This window comes from Rhizobacter sp. (assembly GCF_032229685.1).
Classification (GTDB): domain Bacteria; phylum Pseudomonadota; class Gammaproteobacteria; order Burkholderiales; family Burkholderiaceae_C; genus LMDS01.
In genome coordinates, this window is the sequence record NZ_JAVTWP010000010.1 from 282024 (window position 1) to 301581 (window position 19558).

A 19558-nucleotide genomic window follows, 5' to 3' on the forward strand; every position below is an offset into this window, starting at 1 on the left:
ACGGAATGACTCTTATGCGGCCGGCTCGGCGCGGCGCTGAAGGATCTCGAACGCCGGCAAGGTCTTTCCTTCCAGCACTTCGAGAAACGCGCCGCCACCGGTCGAGATATAGCCCATGTCCTTTTCGATGCCGTACTTGGCGATCGCCGCGAGCGTGTCGCCACCACCGGCGATGCTGAAGGCGGGCGACGCGGCGATGGCGCGTGCGATGGCTTCAGTGCCACCCGCGAAGGCATCGAACTCGAACACACCGACCGGGCCGTTCCAGACGATCGTGCCGGCCGCCATCAGCTGTTCGGCGAGCCGCTTCGCCGTTTGCGGGCCGATGTCGAGGATCAGGTCGTCACTCGCCACATCGGCCGCCGCTTTCACGGTCGCCACGGCATCGGCCTTGAACTCCTTGGCGGTCACCACGTCGGTCGGGATCGGCACCGCAGCACCACGCGCCTTCATCGCATCGATCACGGTTTTCGCTTCGCCCACGAGGCTGGCTTCGGCCAGGCTCTTGCCGATGGGCAGGCCGGCCGCGAGCATGAAGGTGTTGGCGATGCCGCCACCGACGATCAACTGATCGACCTTGCTCGCCAAGCTTTGCAGAATGCTCAGCTTGGTCGAGACCTTGCTGCCGGCGACAATGGCCACGAGAGGCCGTTTCGGGTTGGCGAGCGCCTTCGTCGTGGCGTCGATTTCGGCCGCGAGCAGCGGGCCGGCGCAGGCCACCGGGGCGTATTGCGCGATGCCGTAGGTCGAGGCCTCGGCGCGGTGCGCTGTGCCGAAGGCGTCGTGCACGAAGATGTCGCACAAGGCCGCCATCTTGCGCGACAAGGTGTCGTCGTTCTTCTTCTCGCCCTTGTTGACGCGGCAATTCTCGAGCAGCACGACCTGGCCGGGCGCGACCTTCACCCCGTCGACCCAGTTCGCGACCAGCGCCACCTCGCGGCCCAGCAGTTCACCGAGGCGCCTGGCCACCGGCGCGAGCGAGTCTTCGGCCTTGAACTCGCCCTCGGTGGGGCGACCCAGATGTGACGTGACCATCACCGCGGCACCTGCCTTGAGCGCGAGTTCGATGCACGGGACCGAAGCCCGCACCCGCGTGTCTTCGGTGATGTGCCCGGCCGCGTCGAGCGGCACGTTCAGGTCGGCACGGATGAAGACGCGCTTTCCGGAAACGCGGCCTTGCGCGACGAGGTCTTCGAATCGGAGCACGTTCATGGCGGGGCGCGGAGTTGGTCTGACAAGCGGCAGATTCTAGGCACCCGGGCCCGCGCTCCGGCGCTTTCGCAGCGCCCGCGGTAACGAACGGGTTACCAGCCGAGTATCAACTTCAGGGGCACCAGCACCAGCATGCCGCTGACGATGGTGCCCAGAATGCCACCGCGCCAGAAGTAGTAGAGCGTCGAGGCGAGCACGGCGTAGAGCCGCGCGTCTTGCCAGGTGCCGATGAGCTGGCCGTGTGTCATCACGACCTCGGGCACCACCACGGCGGAAAGCGCCGCCAGCGGCGCGTAGCGCAAGCCACGCCGAACCCAGTCGGGCAAGACGAGTTCGCGGTCCGAGAACAGGAAGAAAGCTCGCGTCAGCACCGTGATGCCGGTCAGGCCGGCGATCGTGGCGAAGGCCTCCAGGCCGCTCAGCGGCGCGCTCATGCGGCGGCCTCTTCGCGCAGGGCGTTGCCCTTCACGGCCGCGTTGCCGCGGCGGCGCAGGCGTGAGAGCACCCGCTGGCCGGCATCACCCCCGCCGTCGATCAACAGCCCCACGCACACGGCCGCCGCGATGGCGACCACGATGTAGAGCCTGAAGGGCAACGCGAACGCCGCCACCGCGGCACCCGCGGCCACCACGGCGGCGAAGGCGGTCGCCTTGTCCGACAGCAGCGAGTAGGTGAGCCCGAGCAGCGCCAGCACGCCGGCGAAGCCTAAACCCCAGTGCGTGGGGATCACGTCGGCCAGCACGATGCCGACGATCGAGGGGATCTGCCAGGCCGTCCAGTTCATCAACGAGCCGCCGAGGAAGTACTCGATCTGGCCTTCGTCGTCGCGCGGCTCCTTGAACCGCTTCATGAACAGCACGTAGTTCAGGTCGGCGCAGAAGTAGCCGAGCGACAGGCGCTGCCAGCGCGGGAAACGTTTGAAGAACGGCCGCCACTGCGCACTGAAGATCACGAAACGCAGGTTCACGCAGAGCGCGGTGGCCCAGATCACCCAGACCGGCGTGCCGACCATCATCAGCGGGATGGCCGCGAGCTGCACGCTGCCGCCGAAGACCATCAGGCTCATCATCAGCGCCATCGGCACCGACAAACCGCTCTTGACCATGGCCACGCCGGTGACCAGCCCCCAGGCGGCGATGCCGAGCGACACCCCCGACATCTCGGCCGCGCCCTGGCGGAACTGCGGGTGTCGGAAGGTCGCGCGAATCGAATTCATGGCGCGCGATTGTCGCCGCCCCCGCGTTTTCCCGCAGGGCACGGCGGTTTGACCCCGCGTTTCGGGGCGCTTCAGCGCTTCTTCACGTGGCCACTGCCGGCGACCGAGGTCTTCAGCGTCGGGTCGCCGGTGTATTCGACGTCGCCGCTGCCGGCGATCGAGACGCTCAAGGTCTTGCGCGCGTTGACCTTGGCGTCGCCGCTGCCGGCGATGTTCACGCTGACCTCGTCGGCTTCGAGCTCGCGGGTGTTGATGTCGCCACTGCCAGAAATCGAGAGGCCGAGCCGCCCGGCCTTGCCCGACATCTCGGCGTTGCCACTGCCCGAAATCTTCAGGCTGCCCTCGTCGACGCTCAGCTTCTGCAGCTTGACGTTGCCCGAGCCGGCGACCGCGATCTTCAGCGCCGGCAGTTTCAGCCCTTCGCCTGAAACATTGCCCGAGCCACGAACCGACAGGCTCGACAGCGACACCAGATCGACCGTCAGCGTGATCGGGTTGCGCGACGAGTAGCTGGTGTGGTCCCGCATGCGTATCTCGAGCGTGGGCACGCCGGAACGGCTGATGACACGGGTCTCGACCAGCGCCAGCAGGTTGTCGTCGGCCCGCAGTTCCACCGCTTCACGCGAGCCTTGGCGGAGCACCACGTTCATCGAGGCATGCACTTCGATGGCCTGAAAGCTGCCCACGTTGCGCGCTTCGGTCTGGAGCTTGCCCGAGCCTTGCACGCCCATCAGGCCGATGGATTGAAACGCCGGGCCGCTGTCGGCGGCGTGGGCGGGGACCGCGGCGGCGAGCAAGGCCGCGGTGGCGAAGGCAAGGTGCGTGCGGCGGGCGCGCGCGAAGAAATGCAGCGTCATTCGGTGTCCCCTCGGGAATGAACAAGGCTTCAATGTGCCCGCGTGCCGCAAGCGTGTCACGCCGCAAGCGACGAACTGCAGCCGTGTGCGACAGGCTGGCGTGGCCAGCCTGTGGTGGTGCTCAGGAGTCGTGCGCCTTCGCGCTCTCGCGCTTGGCGGGCTTGCCGCCTTCGGCGGCCTTCGCGGCGGGCTTGTCGCTCGCCACGGCGGGTTTCGCCGGCTCGGCCTCGGCCTGTTTGGCCGCGGCATTCGCGAGCTGGGTCGCCACCTGCGGCGGCACCGGCTCGATCTTGTTCTCGCGCATGTAGTCGTTCATGTCGCGCCAGCCGGCGAACACCGAGGCCTTGTCGGCCTTGCGGTTCAATGCGTAGCAGTCTTCGATGGCTCTGCCGGCGTGGCGGCATGCGCCGCCGATGGCCTTGCCGTCGGCCTCGCGCACCGCCGCCAGCTTTTCGGGCGACTCGATGCCCAGCGCGCCCACGACCACGTCGCAACCAGCCAGTAGGGCGGGGGCGAGCAGTGCAGCGGTGAGGACGAAGCGGCGCATGGCGGAACCGGTGAAGTTGTCCTGCGTATATCGGCAGGCTCCACCGGGACTTGAGGTCCGCGCCGGCCCCGGCTTCAGCGGGCGGCGCCGGAAGCCATCGCCAGCAGCTTTTCCACCCGCTCTTCGGTCGAAGGGTGGGTCGAGAACAAACCACGCAACCCGCCGCCCGAGAGCGGGTTGATGATCATCATCTGCGCGGTTTCGGGGTGACGCTCGGCCGGCGCCATCGGCATGCCCTGCGCGTACTGCTGGATCTTCTGCAAGGCGCTGGCCAGCGCCCGCGGGTCGCCCGAGATCTCGGCGCCACCGCGGTCGGCCTCGAATTCGCGGGCGCGGCTGATGGCCATCTGGATCAGGCTGGCGGCGATGGGTGCCAGGAACATCACGAGCATGCCCACCAGCGGGTTGCGCGAGCGGCCGTCGCTGTCGCGCCCGCCGAAGAACATCGCGAAGTTGGCGAGCATCGAGATCGCGCCGGCCATCGTGGCGCTGACGGTGCTGATGAGGATGTCGCGGTGGCGCACGTGGGCCAGTTCGTGCGCCATCACGCCACGCAGTTCGGCCTGCGTCAGCACGCGCATGATGCCGGTGGTGGCGGCCACGGCGGCGTGTTCCGGGTTGCGGCCGGTCGCGAAGGCGTTGGGCGCGTCTTCGTCGATCACGTAGACCTTGGGCATGGGCAGCTGCGCACGTTGCGCGAGCTCGCGCACCATGGCGTAGAACTGCGGCGCGGAGCTGTCGTCCACTTCCTGCGCGTTGTACATCTTCAGCACGAGCTTGTCGGAAAACCAGTAGCTGAAGAAGTTCATGCCGAGCGCCACGACGAGCGCGATCATCATGCCCTGCCGGCCACCGAGCACCGAGCCGATGGCCATGAACAAGGCGGTGATCGCTGCCATCAACACGGCGGTTTTCATCAGGTTGAACATCGAGCGGCCTTTCGTGAATCGCGTGAATCGCGCAGACGCATAGATGCGGCCGCGCGGGTGGAGTTCAACGTGGCGGCAGCTCGAACGCAGCCCCTGGCGCCACGGGCATGCCCTGCAGCAGCGCATGCGCCGCCAGCCGCTTGCCCCCGGCGCGCTGCAGTTCGGTGAGTTGCAGTGCGCCCTGCCCGCAGGCGACAGTGATGCCGTCGGCGCCGACCGCCAGCACCTGGCCGGGCGCGCTGCTGCCGGCCACGACCCGGCCGCGCCAGCACTTGAGGGGCGTCTCGCCCAAGGTGGCGCTGGCGCCGGGGAAGGGGTCGAAAGCGCGCAGGCGGCGTTCGATCACTTCCGCCGGAGCGCGCCAGTCGATCGCCGCTTCGGCCTTCTCGATCTTGTGCGCGTAGCTCACGCCTTGCGACGGCTGCGGTGTGCGGTGCAGGCCACCACAGGCCGCCAGTTCGAGCGCTTCGACGATCAGCCGGCCACCGAGCGCCGCGAGCCGGTCGTGCAGCGACGCCGTGGAGTCGGTCGGCGCGATGGCGATCGACTCGACCAGCAGCATGTCGCCGGTGTCGAGGCCGGCGTCCATCTGCATGATGGTGATGCCGGTCTGCGCGTCACCGGCCTCGATCGCGCGGTGGATCGGCGCGGCGCCGCGCCAGCGTGGCAGCAGCGAACCGTGGATGTTGATGCAGCCCATGCGCGGCGCGGCCAGCACCCATGGCGGCAGGATCAGCCCGTAGGCGGCCACGACCAGCACATCGGGCGCGGCCGCCTGCAACGCGGCCCGCGCCTGTTCGGCGTCGGCCGGGAACTTGCCGTCCAGGCGCAGGCTGCGAGGCTGAGCCACGGTGATGCCGTGCTCGAGGGCCAGCGCTTTCACCGGCGACGGGCTCAGCTTCAGGCCGCGGCCGGCGGGCCGGTCGGGCTGGCTCAGCACCAGCGGAACGCGGAAACCTGCGGCCAGCACCTGCGCGAGCGCCACCTGCGCAAACTCTGGCGTGCCGGCAAAAGCGACCTTCATCGCCAGGCCACGAGGTGCCGGCGCAGTTCACCCACGCTCGTCTTCCCGCGCTTTTTTCAGCATCTTGGTCTTGATGCGGTCACGCTTGAGCTGGCTGAGGTATTCGACGAACACCTTGCCCATCAGATGGTCCATCTCATGCTGGACGCAGACCGCCAGCAGCCCTTCGGCCTCGAACTGCTGCATCTCGCCGGCCCGGTCGAGGGCTCGCACGGTCACCTTGGCATGGCGCGGCACCTTGTCGTAGATGGCCGGCACCGACAGGCAACCTTCGTCGGCCAGCGTCATCTCGACGCTCCAGTCGACCAGCTCCGGGTTGATCAGCACGCGGGGGTCGTCGCGTTCGTCGGAGGTGTCCATGACGATCACGCGTTCATGCACATCGACCTGCGTCGCCGCCAGGCCGACACCGTCGGCGTCGTACATGCTTTCGAGCATGTCGTCGACAAGCTGGCGGATTCGGGCGTCGACGGCCACCACCGGCTTGGCCACGGTGTGCAGGCGCGGGTCGGGGTAACGCAGGATCTGGAGTTTGGCCATGGCGATCAGATTGGGGACTGGGGCTGCGCCGGCGGGCGCGAGCCTGTGGGACCAGCGCAACGTCGCCGGCCGTGACAGGTCTCACACACGGCGCTGGCGGCGGTCACTTTCGTTGCGATATCAAGGGTTTAGAGGCAGAATCTGTGAAACTGATTGAGGATTTTCGCCGAACAGCGGCCGCTCGGGCGCCAACGGCTCAGTAACCCCACGGCGCAGGCCCTCCAGCGGGCGTACCCTGAGAGATTTATACATGACCCGAAGCAAACGCTCCGTCTTCCACGTTCGCCGGGGCGCATTCGCCGCTTCCCTGAGCGCTTTGCTCGGTGCGTCGCTCGGCTTCGGTGCGGTACAGGCCGCCGACTTCCCCATCACGTCTCAGCAGCGCGGCACGGCGCAGCGCGTCGCCCAGAACGGCGTGCCGCTCTCGGAGCTGGCGGCGAATGCTCCCGACTCGTACACCGTCAAACCGCGCGACACGCTGTGGGACATCTCCAAGATGTTCTTGAAGAGCCCGTGGCGCTGGCCCGAACTCTGGGGCATGAACCTGGAGCAGATCCGCAACCCGCACCTGATCTACCCCGGCCAGGTGCTTTACCTCGACAAATCGAACGGCCGCGCCAAGCTGCGCCTGGGCACGCCGGTCGGCCCCGACCAGAGCGGCCGGCTCTCACCGCGCATCCGCGCGACCGATCTGGGCAACGGTGGCATCCCGTCGATCCCGTTCCACCTGATCGAGCCTTTCCTGAACGAGGCCGTGATCTTCGAGAGCAACGAGCTCGAAGCCGCGCCCCGCATCGTCGCCTCGCAAGAAGGGCGTGTGATGCTCTCGCGTGGAGAGCTCGCCTACGTGCGCGGCGAACTGGCGAACGAGCGCGAGTTCCGGATCTTCCGTGAACCGCGGCCGCTGCTCGACCCGACCACGCGTGAACTGCTGGGCTACGAAGCCAATTACGTCGGCACGGCCGAGTACACGCGTCTTGGCGAAAACCGCAACAACGCCGCCGGCAAGGCCGAGATCGTGCCCGCCACGTTCACGATCACCAGCATCCGCCAGGAAGCCGGCGTGGGCGACCGTCTCGCGGTGGTGCCGCCGCGCGAACTCACGAATTACGCGCCGCACGCGCCGCAGGGCCCGATGAGCGGCCAGATCGTCTCGCTGTACGGCGACGCACTGACCGCCGGCCAGAACCAGATCGTTGCCCTCAACCGCGGCTCGAACGAAGGTGTCGAGCGCGGCCACGTGCTGGCGCTGTGGCGTGACGGGGCGACCATGATCGACAAGACCGATGCGAGCCGCCCCACCATCAAGCTGCCCGACGAACGCCACGGTGTGCTGTTCGTGTTCCGCGTGTTCAAGCGCATGTCGTACGCCTTGATCCTGTCGGTGCAAGACCCCGTCAAACCGGGCGACCGTTTCACGCAGCCCTGAGCCCACGCGCGGCGAGCGCTGCGTGATCGACTCCGAAGAATTCGGCGCCTGGATCAGGCTGCTCGAAACACCCGGCGTGGGCCGCGAATCGGCGCGCCGGCTGCTGGCAGCCTTCGGTTCGCCACAAGCGGTGCTGGCCGCGTCGACGGCGGCACGCCGCGAAGTCGTCGGCGCGGTGGCGGCGACCGCGCTCGCCGAAACGTCGGAAGCACTGGATCGGCAGACCCGGATCACGCTCGACTGGCTGGCCGCCGAAACCACGTCGCCGCGCAGCGTCATCACGCTCGACCACCCGCTGTTCCCCACCGCTTTGCTCAACGCGGCAGACCCGCCGCTGATGCTGTACGCGCAGGGGCGCGTCGACTTGCTGGGGGGCGAATTGATCGCGGTGGTCGGTAGCCGCAACCCGACCCGTCAGGGGACCGAGAACGCGCGCGCCTTCAGCGCCCACCTGAGCCAGGCGGGTTTCACCGTGGTTTCGGGGCTGGCCTTGGGTATCGACGCGGCGGCGCACGAAGGCGGGCTCGACGGCGCCGCCAGCACCGTGGCGATCGTGGGCACCGGGCTCGACCGGGTCTACCCGAAACGCCATCTCGCTCTGGCTCGGCGCATCGCCGAGCAGGGTTTGATCGTGAGTGAATACTCGCTGGGCACGCCACCCTTGCCGGAGAACTTCCCGAACCGCAACCGGATCATCGCCGGCCTCACGCGCGGCACGCTGGTGGTCGAAGCGGCCCTCCAATCCGGTTCGTTGATCACCGCGCGGCTCGCCTCGGAATCGGGCCGCGACGTGTTCGCGATCCCCGGGTCGATCCACTCGCCGCAGTCGCGTGGCTGCCACGCGTTGATCAAACAGGGGGCCAAGCTGGTCGAAAGCGCCCAGGACATACTGGAAGAGATGCATCTGCCGGGCTCAACAGCCGCGAGCGAAGCCCGCCAGGCCGAACTGGTGCTGGACGAAGAAGACCCCGTGCTGGCCGCGCTCGGCTTCGACCCCGTCACGCTCGACGCGCTGGTGGCTCGCACCGACTGGTCGGCCGCCGCTCTGAGCGTGCGCTTGCTCGAACTGGAGCTGAACGGTCAGATTGCGCGTCTGCCGGGCCAGCTGTTCCAGCGCATCGGTGCCGCCTGAGCCGCACCCGGGGGCCTGGGGTATAGTGAATCCATGTTCGATGTGCTCGTGTACCTGTACGAAAACTACTGGCGGCCCGATGCCTGCCCCGACCACGATCAGCTGACCCGCAAGCTCTCGTCGGTCGGCTTCGAATCGGACGAGATCCAGGAGGCCCTGTCGTGGCTCGACGGTGTGGCGGCCGCCGCCCAGTCGTATGTCGGCGAACAGGGCGAGGCCAGCATGCGCGTGTACTCACCGGCCGAACAAGAACACTTGGGCGACGCCTCGATCGGCTTCATCAGCTTTCTCGAGTCGGCCGGCGTGCTGCCACCGCCGATGCGCGAAATGGTCATCGACCGCGCCAATGCCATTCCCGGCGGCCCGCTCGATCTCGAAGACCTGAAGATCATCGTGCTGATGGTCTTCTGGAGCCTCGGTGAAGAGCCCGACGCCCTGATCCTCGACGAGTTGTTCGTCGACGAAGAAGACCGGCTGATCCACTGAGCTGTCGCATCGCGGGCGCCGGCCAGCGTTTGGCCGCTCCCGGGCAGCCGGCGACCCGGGCGCTCCATCAATTCAGTTCAGGATGCGGCTCGGGTCCACGTCGAGCTTTTCCATCGCGCTGCGCGTGGCGCGCACGGTGAGCGATTCGTCCTGCGCCGGCACCAGCAAGCCGGCCTGCAAGAAAGCCGCGAGCCGGTTCTGCTGGAACAGCACGCCCCGCCCTTGCGGCGAGACGAACAATGTGAGCTGGCGGCGCATGCCCTGCCACGCCAGTTGCACCGCCTCGTTGCGGTTGCGGTAATCGAGCATGTACCAGCTGCCGACCTGCAGTTCACGCGCCCAGGCGACCATGGCCGGCGTGGGCATCGAGCCGCCCTCGGCCACCACCTCGAGTTCGGAGCTTTCGTAGCCCGACAGGTCGTGCACCATCGATTCGTCGATTTCGAGGTCGGCCGAATCGGGCAGCAGCTCTTCCAGCGTCTCGAGCCGGCCCATCAGTTCTTCCAGCCGCTCGTGCGGGATCGCCGCCGTCTTGGCGGTGAACGCCGCGGCGAGCGAATTGTTCAGGCGCTGGATGTGTTCGTCTTGCTTGTCGGCCGGCACGCCGGCGTGCAGCATGCCGTCGCGCAGCGTCTTGAGCAGCGGCGGCAGGCGCCGGATCACTTCGGCACGCTCTTCGCGCGAGACCTTGGCACTGGCCGACCAGATCAGGTCGGCGGCGGCACGCTTCATGTCTTTCGTGGCGTCGCTCTGGTTGCCGTTCTTGACGGCCGCCATCGCCAGCACGTCGGCCCACACATGGAACAGGAACTCGCGCACGCCCTCTTGCACCGGCACCTCGTTGAGCATCTTGCGCAACTCGATCGTGTACTGGATCGCCAGCGTTTCGCGCTGCTCGACCTGGTGCGCCAGCGACACGCCCTTGCGCGACGCCTCGTTCTCGTTCTTGAAGTAGTGCTCGAGGAACTTCTCGAACTCGACCAGCACGGTCTGGAACACGCGCCGCCCGGTGTCGGGGTAGGCCTCGACGACCTGAACCACCCGCTTGATCTCTTTTTCGAGCGCGTCGCCGATCGCGCGCGCCGTGGCGTCGAAGCCCATCACGCACGAGCCCATGCGGTCGATCAACCGGCGCGCAGGGTGGTCGACGGTGGCGAAGAAGTCGGGCTCGCTGACTGCCACGCGCAGCACCGGCATCTGCAGCCGCGCAAACCAGACCCGCACCGCAGAAGGAATGCGCTCTTCGGTGAGGATGCTCTGGAACAGCAGCGCCACGATCTCGATCGTGGCGCGTTCCACCGGGGTGGCTGCGGCCTGTTTCAGCGCCTGCTTGCGGTTGTTCAGCTCTTCGAGCAAGGCCGGCGTGCTGACCGCGTCCGAGACCGTGCGCACCGCGCCGCCACCGCCCGACAAGCGGTTCGCGATGCCTTGCTGCGCGTCGGAGATGGCCGCTTTCAGGCCCGGTGACGCTGGCGCCGGCGCGTGCGCCGTGACCACGAACTCGGGCAGGTGCCGGCCGACCAGGCGATTCAGGCGGTCGAGCACCGCTTCGGCGTGACCGCTGGCGCGCTGCTGCAGGCCCCCGGCGCGCGTCATCATCCGCGTTTCTTCGCCGACCTCGCCACGGCCGTCGCCGGACGAGTTCACGCTCGACTGGGTGAAGCCGGCCGGCGCGTGCGACGTGGGCTGGAAGTTGCGGTGCGTCGCACGGGTGCGCCGGATGAAAGGGCGCAGGTCGACTTCGGGCAGCACCTGGCGTTCGATCAGGAATCGGTTGGTCTCGTGGAAACCTTCTTCGGCGAAATGGGCGAATTCTTCGTGCAGGATCGGCTGCAGCATGCGCCAGGTGTCGAGGCTCAGCCCGGCGGCACGCCAGGCCGTGGTGACGATGCGTGCCAGCGACTGCGGCCGCAGGATGTCGTGCGCGTCGAGTTCTTCGCGGCTCTCGAGCACATTCATGCGCGAGCACAGGTCGGTGAATTCCCACGAAGCGCGGTCCATCATCGCCAGCGCCAGGCGCGAGGTGAGGATCTCGTCTTCGATGGTGTCGTCGTCGACCAGGCTCAGCTTGGCGGCGGCGCGGCCACCCGGGCCGGGCAGGTCACCGGGGCGCGAGGCCGAGAGCAGGCCCGACTGCAACGAGGCCCGCAGCATCGTCGTCATGCTCTGCAGCCAGAACGGCTCGGCTTTCTGCAAGTCGGGCACCAGCTCGCGCCGTTTCATCGCGAGCTTGGGGTCGACCACCTGGCTCACCAGGATGCGCGTGGCCTGGTCGACCGCCTGCACCACCGCCGGCATGCCGGTGAGCAAGCCGTCAGCGTAGGACCGCCTTGCCTGTTGGGCCAATGCCGTCGGGTTGGCGGGGGTCGGCATGAGGGTGACTGCTTGCGTCCTGTGGGGTAGAAATGGACTCTACACCACCGCCCCGGAGTTCGGATCGTCGGGGTCGGTTTCCTTCGCGGGCGCGGCCTTGATCAGGTCTTCACGCTTGACGCCGAGCCACATCGCGATGGCCGCGGCCACGAACACCGACGAGTAGATGCCGAAGCAGATGCCGATCGTCAGCGCGATCGCGAAGTTGTGCAACGTGGGCCCGCCGAAGATCAGCATCGACAGCACCATCATCTGCGTGCTGCCGTGCGTGATGATGGTGCGGCTCATCGTGCTCGTGATCGCGTGGTCGATCACTTCGTGCGTGTTCATCTTGCGAAAGCGCCGGAAGGCCTCGCGGATCCGGTCGAAGATCACGACCGACTCGTTCACAGAGTACCCGAGCACCGCCAGCACCGCCGCGAGCACCGTGAGGTTGAACTCCCACTGGAAGAACGCGAAGAAGCCGAGGATGATGACCACGTCGTGCAGGTTGGCGATGATCGCCGCCACCGCGAACTTCCACTCGAAGCGGATCGCGAGGTAGATCATGATGCCAATCACCACGAAGGCCAGCGCCTTGGCGCCGTCGATCGCCAGTTCGCGCCCGACCTGCGGGCCGACGAACTCGGTGCGCTGCAGCTTCACCGGCTCGGCCGTTCCGGCCGAACACACGGGCCGGCTCGACACCTCGCCCTTGTCGCTGGTGAACTCGCGCGTGCTCACGCTGCCGCTCTCGGCCTGGCACAGGCTGTCGAACACCTTGGCCACGACTTCGGTCTGTTTCATGCCGGCGGCCACGGGCAGCCGGACGATCACGTCGCGCGTGCTGCCGAAGTTCTGCACCTGCACTTCGCCGAAGTTGAGCTTCTCCACCGTGGTGCGGATCTTCTCGACGTCGGCGGTCTTTTCGTAAGCCGCCTCCATGACGATGCCGCCGGTGAACTCGATCGAGAAGTGCAGCCCGCGCGTGGCCAGGAAAAACACCGCGGCGACGAAGGTCAACGCCGAGATGACGTTGAACACCAGCGCATGCCGCATGAACGGGATGTCGCGCCTGATTCTGAAGAATTCCATGTGATGTGCCTTGTTGCCGCGCGCTCAGGTCTTCGCCGGCACGTTGTCGTCGCCTTGCGGTTTCCAGACCTGGCCGATCGACACGTCCTTGAGCTTCTTCTGCCGGCCGTACCAGAGGTTGACGAGGCCGCGCGAGAACACCACGGCCGAGAACATCGAGGTCAGGATGCCCAGGCAGTGCACGACCGCGAAGCCGCGGATCGGCCCCGAGCCGAACGCCAGCAGCGCCAGGCCCGCGATCAGCGTGGTGACGTTCGAATCGAGAATCGTCGCGAACGCGCGCTCGTAGCCGGTGTGGATCGCCACCTGCGGCGAAGCCCCGGCGCGCAGTTCTTCGCGCACACGTTCGTTGATCAGCACGTTGGCGTCGATCGCCATGCCGAGGGTGAGCGCGATCGCGGCGATGCCCGGCAGCGAGAGCGTCGCCTGCAACATGGAAAGCACCGCCAGCAGCAACAGCAGGTTGAAGCCGAGCGCCAGCGTCGAGATCACGCCGAACAGCCGGTAGTAGACGATCATGAACAGCGCGATCGCGGCAAAGCCGTACATCACGCTGTCGAAGCCCTTCACGATGTTCTCGGCGCCGAGGGTCGGGCCGATGGTCTTCTCTTCGATGATGTCCATCGGCGCGGCCAGCGAGCCCGCGCGCAGCAGCAGCGCCTGGTCACTGGCTTCGCCCGGCGTCATGCGGCCGGTGATCTGGAAGCGCGAGCCGAGTTCGCCGCGGATCACCGGCGCGGTGATCACTTCGCCCTTGCCCTTCTCGAAGAGCAGGATCGCCATGCGCTTGCCGATGTTGTCGCGCGAGATGTCGCGCATGATGCGCGCGCCCTTCGCGTCGACCGTGAGGTTCACGTTCGGCTCCTGCGTCTGGCCATCAAAGCCGGGCTGGGCGTCGGTCAGGTTGTCGCCGGTCAAGACCACCTGGCGCTTCACTATCAGCGGGGCGCCGCCGCGTTCGATGAACCGTTCGGTGCCGAAGGGCACCGGCCCGCTGCCCCCGGCTGCCGCGAGCGCTTCGGCGCTGTCGTCGACCATGCGCAGTTCGAGCGTGGCGGTGCGGCCGATGATGTCTTTCGCCTTGGCCGTGTCCTGCACGCCCGGCAGTTGCACGACCACGCGGTCGACGCCCTGCTGCTGGATCACCGGCTCGGCCACACCGAGTTCGTTGACGCGGTTGTGCAGCGTGGTGATGTTCTGCGTGATCGCGGTCTCCTGCACCTTGCGCGCCGCTTCGGGCTTCAGGCTGCCGGTCAGCCTGAACTCGGCGCCGTCGGCGCTGTCGGCCCATTGCAGATCGGGCAACTGGTCGCTGAGCAGGTTGCGTGCACCGTTCAGGGTGTCGCGGTCACGAAAGCGCACGTCGACGTTGTTGCCGTCGCGCGTGATGCCGGCATGGCGCAGGTTCTTGTCGCGCAGCAGGGTGCGGATGTCGCCGGTCAGCGCTTCGGCCTTCTTGGTCAATGCCGACTTCATGTCGACCTGCATCAGGAAATAGACACCGCCGCGCAGGTCGAGCCCCAGGAACATCGGCAGCGCGTGCAGCGAGGTGAGCCAATGCGGCGAGCGCGACAGCAGGTTCAGCGCCACCACGTAGCGCGGGTCGGTCGGATCGGGGTTCAGCGCCGCGCTGATCGCTTCTTTGGCCTTGCGCTGCGCGTCGAGGTCGGCGAAGCGGGCCTTGACCGAGTTGCCCTCGAACTGCACGAAGTCGGGCTTCAGGCCGGCGCGCGTGAGGATCTCTTCGACGCGCGGCGCGAGCGATGCGTCGAGCTTGAGCGTGGCCTTGCCGCTGCTCACCTGCACCGCAGGCGCCTGGCCGAACACGTTGGGCAAGGTGTAGATCAGGCCGACGAGCAAGGCGATCACGAGGAGCGCGTATTTCCAGGCAGGGTAGCGATTCATCGGGTCTTTCCTCTCGGGCCGGGCCCGCGCCAAAAGCAGCGAGCGCCTCGCCGCGCCGGTGAAGCGCCGCGAACCGCCCGCAGGTTCAGCGAATTATTTGACGGTGCCCTTGGGCAGCACTTGCACCACCGCGCCGCGTTGCACCTGGATCTCGACGCCGGTGGCGATCTCGACGCTCAGGAAGCTTTCGCCGATCTTGGTGATCTTGCCGATCATGCCGCCCGAGGTCACGACTTCGTCGCCCTTGGCCAGCGCGTCGATCATCGCCTTGGCTTCTTTCTGGCGCTTCATCTGCGGGCGGATCATCACGAAGTACAGCACCACGAACATCAGCACCAGCGGGAGCATGGAGCCCAGGCTGCCGAACGGCGAATCTGCGGCGGCGGGTGCGGCTTGCGCAAAAGCTTCGGAAATGAACACTTGGGTTTCCTTGTTGGAGCCTGGCAAAACGCCAGCGGCAAAGCCTCGGGATTGTAAGGTGGGTGCGGACCGGCTCCAGCCGGGCGGCGGCGGCGTTTACCCGGGCGCCGGCACCAGTCTCAGGTGGGTGATTTCAGACGGTGCCCCGAAACGTTTCGGCGGGCCCCAATAGCCCGTGCCGCGGCTGGTGTAGACCCAGAGTTGCTGCAAACGGTTCAACCCGGCCGTGAAAGGCTGCTGCAAGCGCACGAACAGGTTCCACGGCAGGAACTGGCCGCCGTGGGTGTGGCCGCTGAGCTGCAGGTCGAACCCCGCCGCCGATGCGGCCGTGGCGCTGCGCGGCTGGTGCGCGAGCAGCACCTTCACGAGCGTTGCATCGGCCGGCGCGCCGTGCAGCGACCGCTGCGGGTCGCTGCGGTGGGCCTCGTCGAAGTGGTGCGCGGTGTAATCGGTGACGCCGGCCACGAGCAGGCGGGCTTCGTCGTGGCGCAGCACCACGTGCTCGTTCAGCAGCACCTGCACGCCCAGCCGCCGCAGTTCGGCCACCCAGGCGTGCGCGCCGGAGTAGTACTCGTGGTTGCCGGTGACGAAGAAGGTGCCGTGGCGCGACGACAGTGTGGCCAGCGGCGCCACGTGCGCGCCGAGCTCGTGCACGCTGCCATCGACCAGGTCGCCGGTCACGGCCACCATGTCGGCACCGAGCCGGTTCACCGCCTCGACGATGCGGTGCATGTAGGCCCGCTTGATGGTCGGGCCGACGTGGATGTCGCTGATCTGCGCGATCGTGAAGCCGTGCAGCGCGGCCGGCAGGTCGGCGATCGGCACGTCGACGGCCACCACCGCCGCAGTGCGGCGCGCGTTGACGAACCCGACCAGCGTGACCGCCGCGCCCAGCAGCACCACCGCCGCGGCCGAGAGCGGCGCAAGTGCCGGCAGCGCCGCGGCCGGCGCCAGCGACCCGGCCACCCAGCCGAGCAGCAACAGCACGTCACGCACCAAAGTCAGCACGAACAGCGACGAGAACAGGCCCATCGCCAACGCCCCGGCCCAGGCCAGGCGGTCGGACCAGGGTTGTGTGCGCAGCCGGCGCGCCAGCAGGCTCATCGGCATCGCCGCGGCAGAAAGCACCAACACGGCAGCGAAGATCGATGCGGGCCAGGGCCCGCCGGGCAAGGCCGGAACGATGCGCGCACCGACGTAGGCGTGAAGCAGGATCGAGACAATCCAGAGCGGCATGGTGAGGCACCGGGGAGCTGAGCCGGGAACATGGGGCCGCTCGGGCGGCGTTCAATGCCGCCGAAGCGGCGCGCCATCGCTCAGGCCGCCACGCGCTCGTACTGCGCCTGGTACTGCGCCGCGGCCGCGTCCCAGTCGAAGGTCTGCGCCATCGCGCGGCGCTGCACTTCCTGCCATTCGTTCTTGCGCTTGAACAAGGCGAAGGCGCGGCGCATCGCCGCGAGGTAGTCGCCGACTTCGAAACGGTCGAACACGAAACCCGTGGCCGTGCCGTCGTCGAGGTTTTCGAGCGAGCTGTCGACCACCGTGTCGGCCAGGCCACCGACCCGGCGCACCAGCGGCAGCGCGCCGTACTTCAGGCCGTACAGCTGTGTGAGGCCGCAAGGCTCGAAGCGCGACGGCACCATCATCACGTCCACCCCCGCGACGATGCTGTGCGCCAGCGCTTCGTCGTAGCCCACCTTCACCGCCACCGCACCGGGGTGCGTCTTCGACGCCTGCAGCAGGGCCGACACGAGCGCCGGCTCGCCAGTGCCCAGCACCACGAGCTGCCCGCCGCGCTCCAGCAGTTGAGGCAGCCCCTCGAGGATCAGGTTGAAGCCCTTCTGCTCGGTGAGCCGGCTCACCACGCCGAACAGCGGCTTCTCTGTCTGCGGGCCGAGGCCGAAGGTGTTCTGCAAGGCCAGCCGGCACAGGTGCTTGCCGCTGAGCTTGCGGCCGTCGTAACGCGCCGGGATCAGCTCGTCGACCGCCGGGTTCCAGACCGTGTCGTCGACCGCGTTCAAGATGCCGCTCAGCTCGCCAGAGCGCTCGCGCAGCACGCCGTCGAGCCCGCAGCCCTGCTCTTCGCCCTGGATCTCGCGGGCGTAGGTCGGGCTCACGGTCGTGATGCGGTCGGCGTAGTGCAAGCCCGCTTTCATGAACGAGACCTGGCCGTGGAACTCGAGGCCGTGTGTCTGATAGAAGTCGGCCGGCAGGCCCAACTCGCCCAGCACCTCGAGGCCGAACGTGCCCTGGAACGCGAGGTTGTGCACCGTGTGCACCGAGCCGGCCACGCGCCGCCCGCTGCTCAGCTGCGCCGCGCGCAAATAGGCAGGCGCCAGGCCCGCGTGCCAGTCGTGGCCATGCACGACCTGGGCCGACCACGACGGGTCGAGCCCGTCGGCCAGCATCGCACCCACCCGCCCGAGCAGCGCGAAGCGGCGGTGGTTGTCGGCGTAGGCGCGGCCCGCTTCGTCGGCATACGGGTTGCCTTCGCGGGCGTAGAGCGACGGTTCGTCGATCAGGTACAGCGGCACGGTGGTGCCGGGCAGCGTGCCACGCAGGAGGCGCACGCCGTCGGGCAGGCCGGATGCACCGGCGACCGGCTTCGCATCGGGCACGCCGCGCACGATCGCCGGGAACGCCGGCACCAAAACGCGCACATCGCAACCGCGCTTCGCGAGCGCGCCCGGCAAAGCGCCGCACACGTCGGCCAAACCCCCGGTCTTGAGCAGCGGGAAGATCTCGGCGCAGACCTGCAGCACCCTCATGTCACGACGCTCGGCTCATCTCGACCGGTGTGTTCGCGGATGCGCGCGAACTGTTGCGCCAGGGTGATCAGCGGTGCGAGCGCGGCCTGCGTCGGCTCGCTCTGCTTCGCCGCGTCGGCCTCGTACCGTTCGAGGTAGACGCGCAAGGTCGCGCCTTCGGTGCCGGTGCCCGAGAGCCGAAAGACGATGCGCGAACCGCTCTCGAAGATGATGCGAACGCCCTGCTTCGTGGCGACCGAACCGTCGATCGGGTCGGTGTACGAGAAGTCGTCGGCGACGCTCACACGCTGGCCGCCGAACGACTGGCCCGCGAGCGCCGGCAACTGCGCGCGCAGCCCGGTCATCAGGGTGTTGGCGGCGGCGGTGTCGATCGCCTCGTAGTCGTGGCGCGAGTAAAAGTTGCGGCCGTACTTCGCCCAGTGCGCGCGCACGAGTGTCTCGACCGATTGGCCGGTGGCGGCGAGGATGTTGAGCCAGTACAGCACCGCCCACAGCCCGTCTTTTTCACGCACGTGGTCGGAACCGGTGCCGTAGCTCTCTTCGCCACAGAGCGTGACCTTGCCGGCGTCGAGCAGGTTGCCGAAGAACTTCCAGCCGGTGGGCGTCTCGTAACTCGCGATGCCGAGCGCCTTGGCCACGCGGTCGGCCGCTGCCGAGGTCGGCATCGAGCGCGCGATGCCTTTCAGGCCACCGCGGTAGCGCGGTGCGACGTCGGCATGCGCCGCGAGCAGCGCCAGGCTGTCGCTCGGCGCCACAGGAAAGTTGCGGCCGACGATCATGTTGCGGTCGGCGTCACCGTCCGAGGCGGCGCCGAAGTCGGGCGCGTCGGCCGCGGCCATGTGAGCGATCAGGTCTTCGGCGTTGACCGGGTTCGGGTCGGGGTGCAGCCCGCCGAAGTCTTCGAGCGGCTCGGCGTTGACGACCGTGCCGGCCGGTGCGCCGAGCAGCCCTTCGATGATCGCCTTCGCGTAAGGCCCGCCGACCGCGCTCATCGCGTCGAAACGCATGCGAAAACCACCGGCGAACAAGGCCCGGATGGCCGGGAAATCGAAGCAGGTCTGCATCAGCGCCGCGTAGTCGGCCACCGGGTCGATGACCTCGACCACCATCTGTTCGATGCGCTGCTTGCCGATTGTGTCGATGTCGATGTCGGCGGCATCGCTGGCACGGTAGCGGATGATCGTCTTCGTGCCGGCGAAGATCGCTTCGGTCACTTTCTCGGGAGCCGGCCCGCCGTTGCCGACGTTGTACTTGATGCCGAAGTCACCGTCGGGCCCACCGGGGTTGTGGCTCGCCGACAGCACGATGCCGCCATAGGCCCCGTGCTGGCGGATCACGCAACTCACCGCCGGCGTCGACAGGATGCCGCCCCGCCCCAGCAGCACACGCCCGAAGCCTTGTGCCGCCGCCATGCGCAGGATGGTCTGCACCGCAGCGCGGTTGTGAAAGCGGCCGTCGCCACCGAGCACCAGCGTTTGCCCCGCCGTGCCGTCGAGGCTGTCGAACAGCGCCTGGACGAAGTTCTCGAGATAACCCGGCTGCTGGAACACGCCGACCTTCTTGCGCAGGCCCGAGGTGCCCGGTTGCTGCCCGGCGAAAGCGGTGGTGGGGTGGTCGACGATGCTCACGATCTGTCCTCACACTGA

The 19558-nt window shown here is 67.8% G+C and carries 18 protein-coding genes; 3 read left to right on the top strand and 15 right to left on the bottom strand.

The genetic code is table 11. The features are described from left to right. Window positions 1-12: 12 nt before the first annotated feature. From AC30PD_RS04920 to def, 8 genes are all read right to left on the bottom strand, one after another. The gene (locus AC30PD_RS04920; protein WP_489534522.1) at window positions 13-1212 is read right to left on the bottom strand and encodes a phosphoglycerate kinase; all 1200 of its coding nucleotides are present in this window, start codon (window positions 1210-1212) and stop codon (window positions 13-15) included. Window positions 1213-1304: 92 nt separating this feature from the next. Further along, window positions 1305-1646 (bottom strand): AzlD domain-containing protein, encoded by a 342-nt coding sequence (locus AC30PD_RS04925; protein WP_489534523.1) that lies wholly within the window; start codon window positions 1644-1646, stop codon window positions 1305-1307. Next, window positions 1643-2428 carry an AzlC family ABC transporter permease gene (locus AC30PD_RS04930; protein WP_489534524.1) on the bottom strand — a complete coding sequence of 262 codons (786 nt, stop codon included), beginning with the start codon at window positions 2426-2428 and terminating at the stop codon, window positions 1643-1645. Before AC30PD_RS04930 ends, AC30PD_RS04925 begins: the two co-directional genes overlap by 4 nt. 71 nt (window positions 2429-2499) lie before the next feature. Beyond that, complete coding sequence (locus AC30PD_RS04935) at window positions 2500-3285, bottom strand: head GIN domain-containing protein (RefSeq protein ID WP_489534525.1); 786 nt, start codon at window positions 3283-3285, stop codon at window positions 2500-2502. A gap of 121 nt (window positions 3286-3406) precedes the next feature. Further along, window positions 3407-3832 carry a hypothetical protein gene (locus tag AC30PD_RS04940; protein WP_489534526.1) on the bottom strand — a complete coding sequence of 142 codons (426 nt, stop codon included), beginning with the start codon at window positions 3830-3832 and terminating at the stop codon, window positions 3407-3409. Window positions 3833-3906: 74 nt separating this feature from the next. After that, window positions 3907-4761, bottom strand: a complete 855-nt coding sequence (gene htpX, locus AC30PD_RS04945; RefSeq protein WP_489534527.1) for a zinc metalloprotease HtpX — start codon at window positions 4759-4761, stop codon at window positions 3907-3909. Between the two features lie 64 nt (window positions 4762-4825). Continuing rightward, complete coding sequence (fmt, locus tag AC30PD_RS04950; RefSeq protein WP_489534528.1) at window positions 4826-5785, bottom strand: methionyl-tRNA formyltransferase; 960 nt, start codon at window positions 5783-5785, stop codon at window positions 4826-4828. Between the two features lie 27 nt (window positions 5786-5812). Further along, window positions 5813-6325 carry a peptide deformylase gene (gene def, locus AC30PD_RS04955; protein WP_489534529.1) on the bottom strand — a complete coding sequence of 171 codons (513 nt, stop codon included), beginning with the start codon at window positions 6323-6325 and terminating at the stop codon, window positions 5813-5815. Between the two features lie 250 nt (window positions 6326-6575). Between def and AC30PD_RS04960 the strand changes: the two genes are divergently transcribed. The 3 genes from AC30PD_RS04960 to AC30PD_RS04970 are packed head-to-tail and all read left to right on the top strand — an operon-like array spanning window position 6576 to window position 9372. Next, window positions 6576-7754 (top strand): LysM peptidoglycan-binding domain-containing protein, encoded by a 1179-nt coding sequence (locus tag AC30PD_RS04960; RefSeq protein WP_489534530.1) that lies wholly within the window; start codon window positions 6576-6578, stop codon window positions 7752-7754. Between the two features lie 25 nt (window positions 7755-7779). Then, the gene (gene dprA, locus AC30PD_RS04965) at window positions 7780-8886 is read left to right on the top strand and encodes a DNA-processing protein DprA (protein ID WP_489534586.1); all 1107 of its coding nucleotides are present in this window, start codon (window positions 7780-7782) and stop codon (window positions 8884-8886) included. Between the two features lie 33 nt (window positions 8887-8919). Further along, complete coding sequence (locus AC30PD_RS04970) at window positions 8920-9372, top strand: Smg family protein (protein WP_489534531.1); 453 nt, start codon at window positions 8920-8922, stop codon at window positions 9370-9372. A 72-nt stretch (window positions 9373-9444) separates the two neighbouring features. On the opposite strand, the gene AC30PD_RS04975 is transcribed toward AC30PD_RS04970, so the two are convergent. The 7 genes from AC30PD_RS04975 to AC30PD_RS05005 form a co-directional block, all read right to left on the bottom strand. Further along, window positions 9445-11745: a DUF1631 family protein gene (locus AC30PD_RS04975; RefSeq protein WP_489534532.1), complete on the bottom strand. Its 2301-nt coding sequence runs from the start codon at window positions 11743-11745 to the stop codon at window positions 9445-9447. A gap of 39 nt (window positions 11746-11784) precedes the next feature. Beyond that, window positions 11785-12819 carry a protein translocase subunit SecF gene (secF, locus tag AC30PD_RS04980; protein WP_489534533.1) on the bottom strand — a complete coding sequence of 345 codons (1035 nt, stop codon included), beginning with the start codon at window positions 12817-12819 and terminating at the stop codon, window positions 11785-11787. Window positions 12820-12843: 24 nt separating this feature from the next. Next, complete coding sequence (gene secD, locus AC30PD_RS04985) at window positions 12844-14724, bottom strand: protein translocase subunit SecD (protein WP_489534534.1); 1881 nt, start codon at window positions 14722-14724, stop codon at window positions 12844-12846. Window positions 14725-14817: 93 nt separating this feature from the next. Next, a complete protein-coding gene (yajC, locus tag AC30PD_RS04990) occupies window positions 14818-15144 on the bottom strand; it encodes a preprotein translocase subunit YajC (RefSeq protein WP_489534535.1) in 327 nt (108 codons plus the stop codon). A 96-nt stretch (window positions 15145-15240) separates the two neighbouring features. After that, the gene (locus AC30PD_RS04995) at window positions 15241-16380 is read right to left on the bottom strand and encodes a metallophosphoesterase (protein ID WP_489534536.1); all 1140 of its coding nucleotides are present in this window, start codon (window positions 16378-16380) and stop codon (window positions 15241-15243) included. A gap of 80 nt (window positions 16381-16460) precedes the next feature. Then, window positions 16461-17912: a glycogen synthase GlgA gene (gene glgA, locus AC30PD_RS05000; RefSeq protein ID WP_489534537.1), complete on the bottom strand. Its 1452-nt coding sequence runs from the start codon at window positions 17910-17912 to the stop codon at window positions 16461-16463. After that, entirely contained in the window at window positions 17909-19540 is a 1632-nt protein-coding gene (locus AC30PD_RS05005) for an alpha-D-glucose phosphate-specific phosphoglucomutase (protein WP_489534538.1), read from the bottom strand. Before AC30PD_RS05005 ends, glgA begins: the two co-directional genes overlap by 4 nt. Between the last annotated feature and the right edge of the window lie 18 nt (window positions 19541-19558).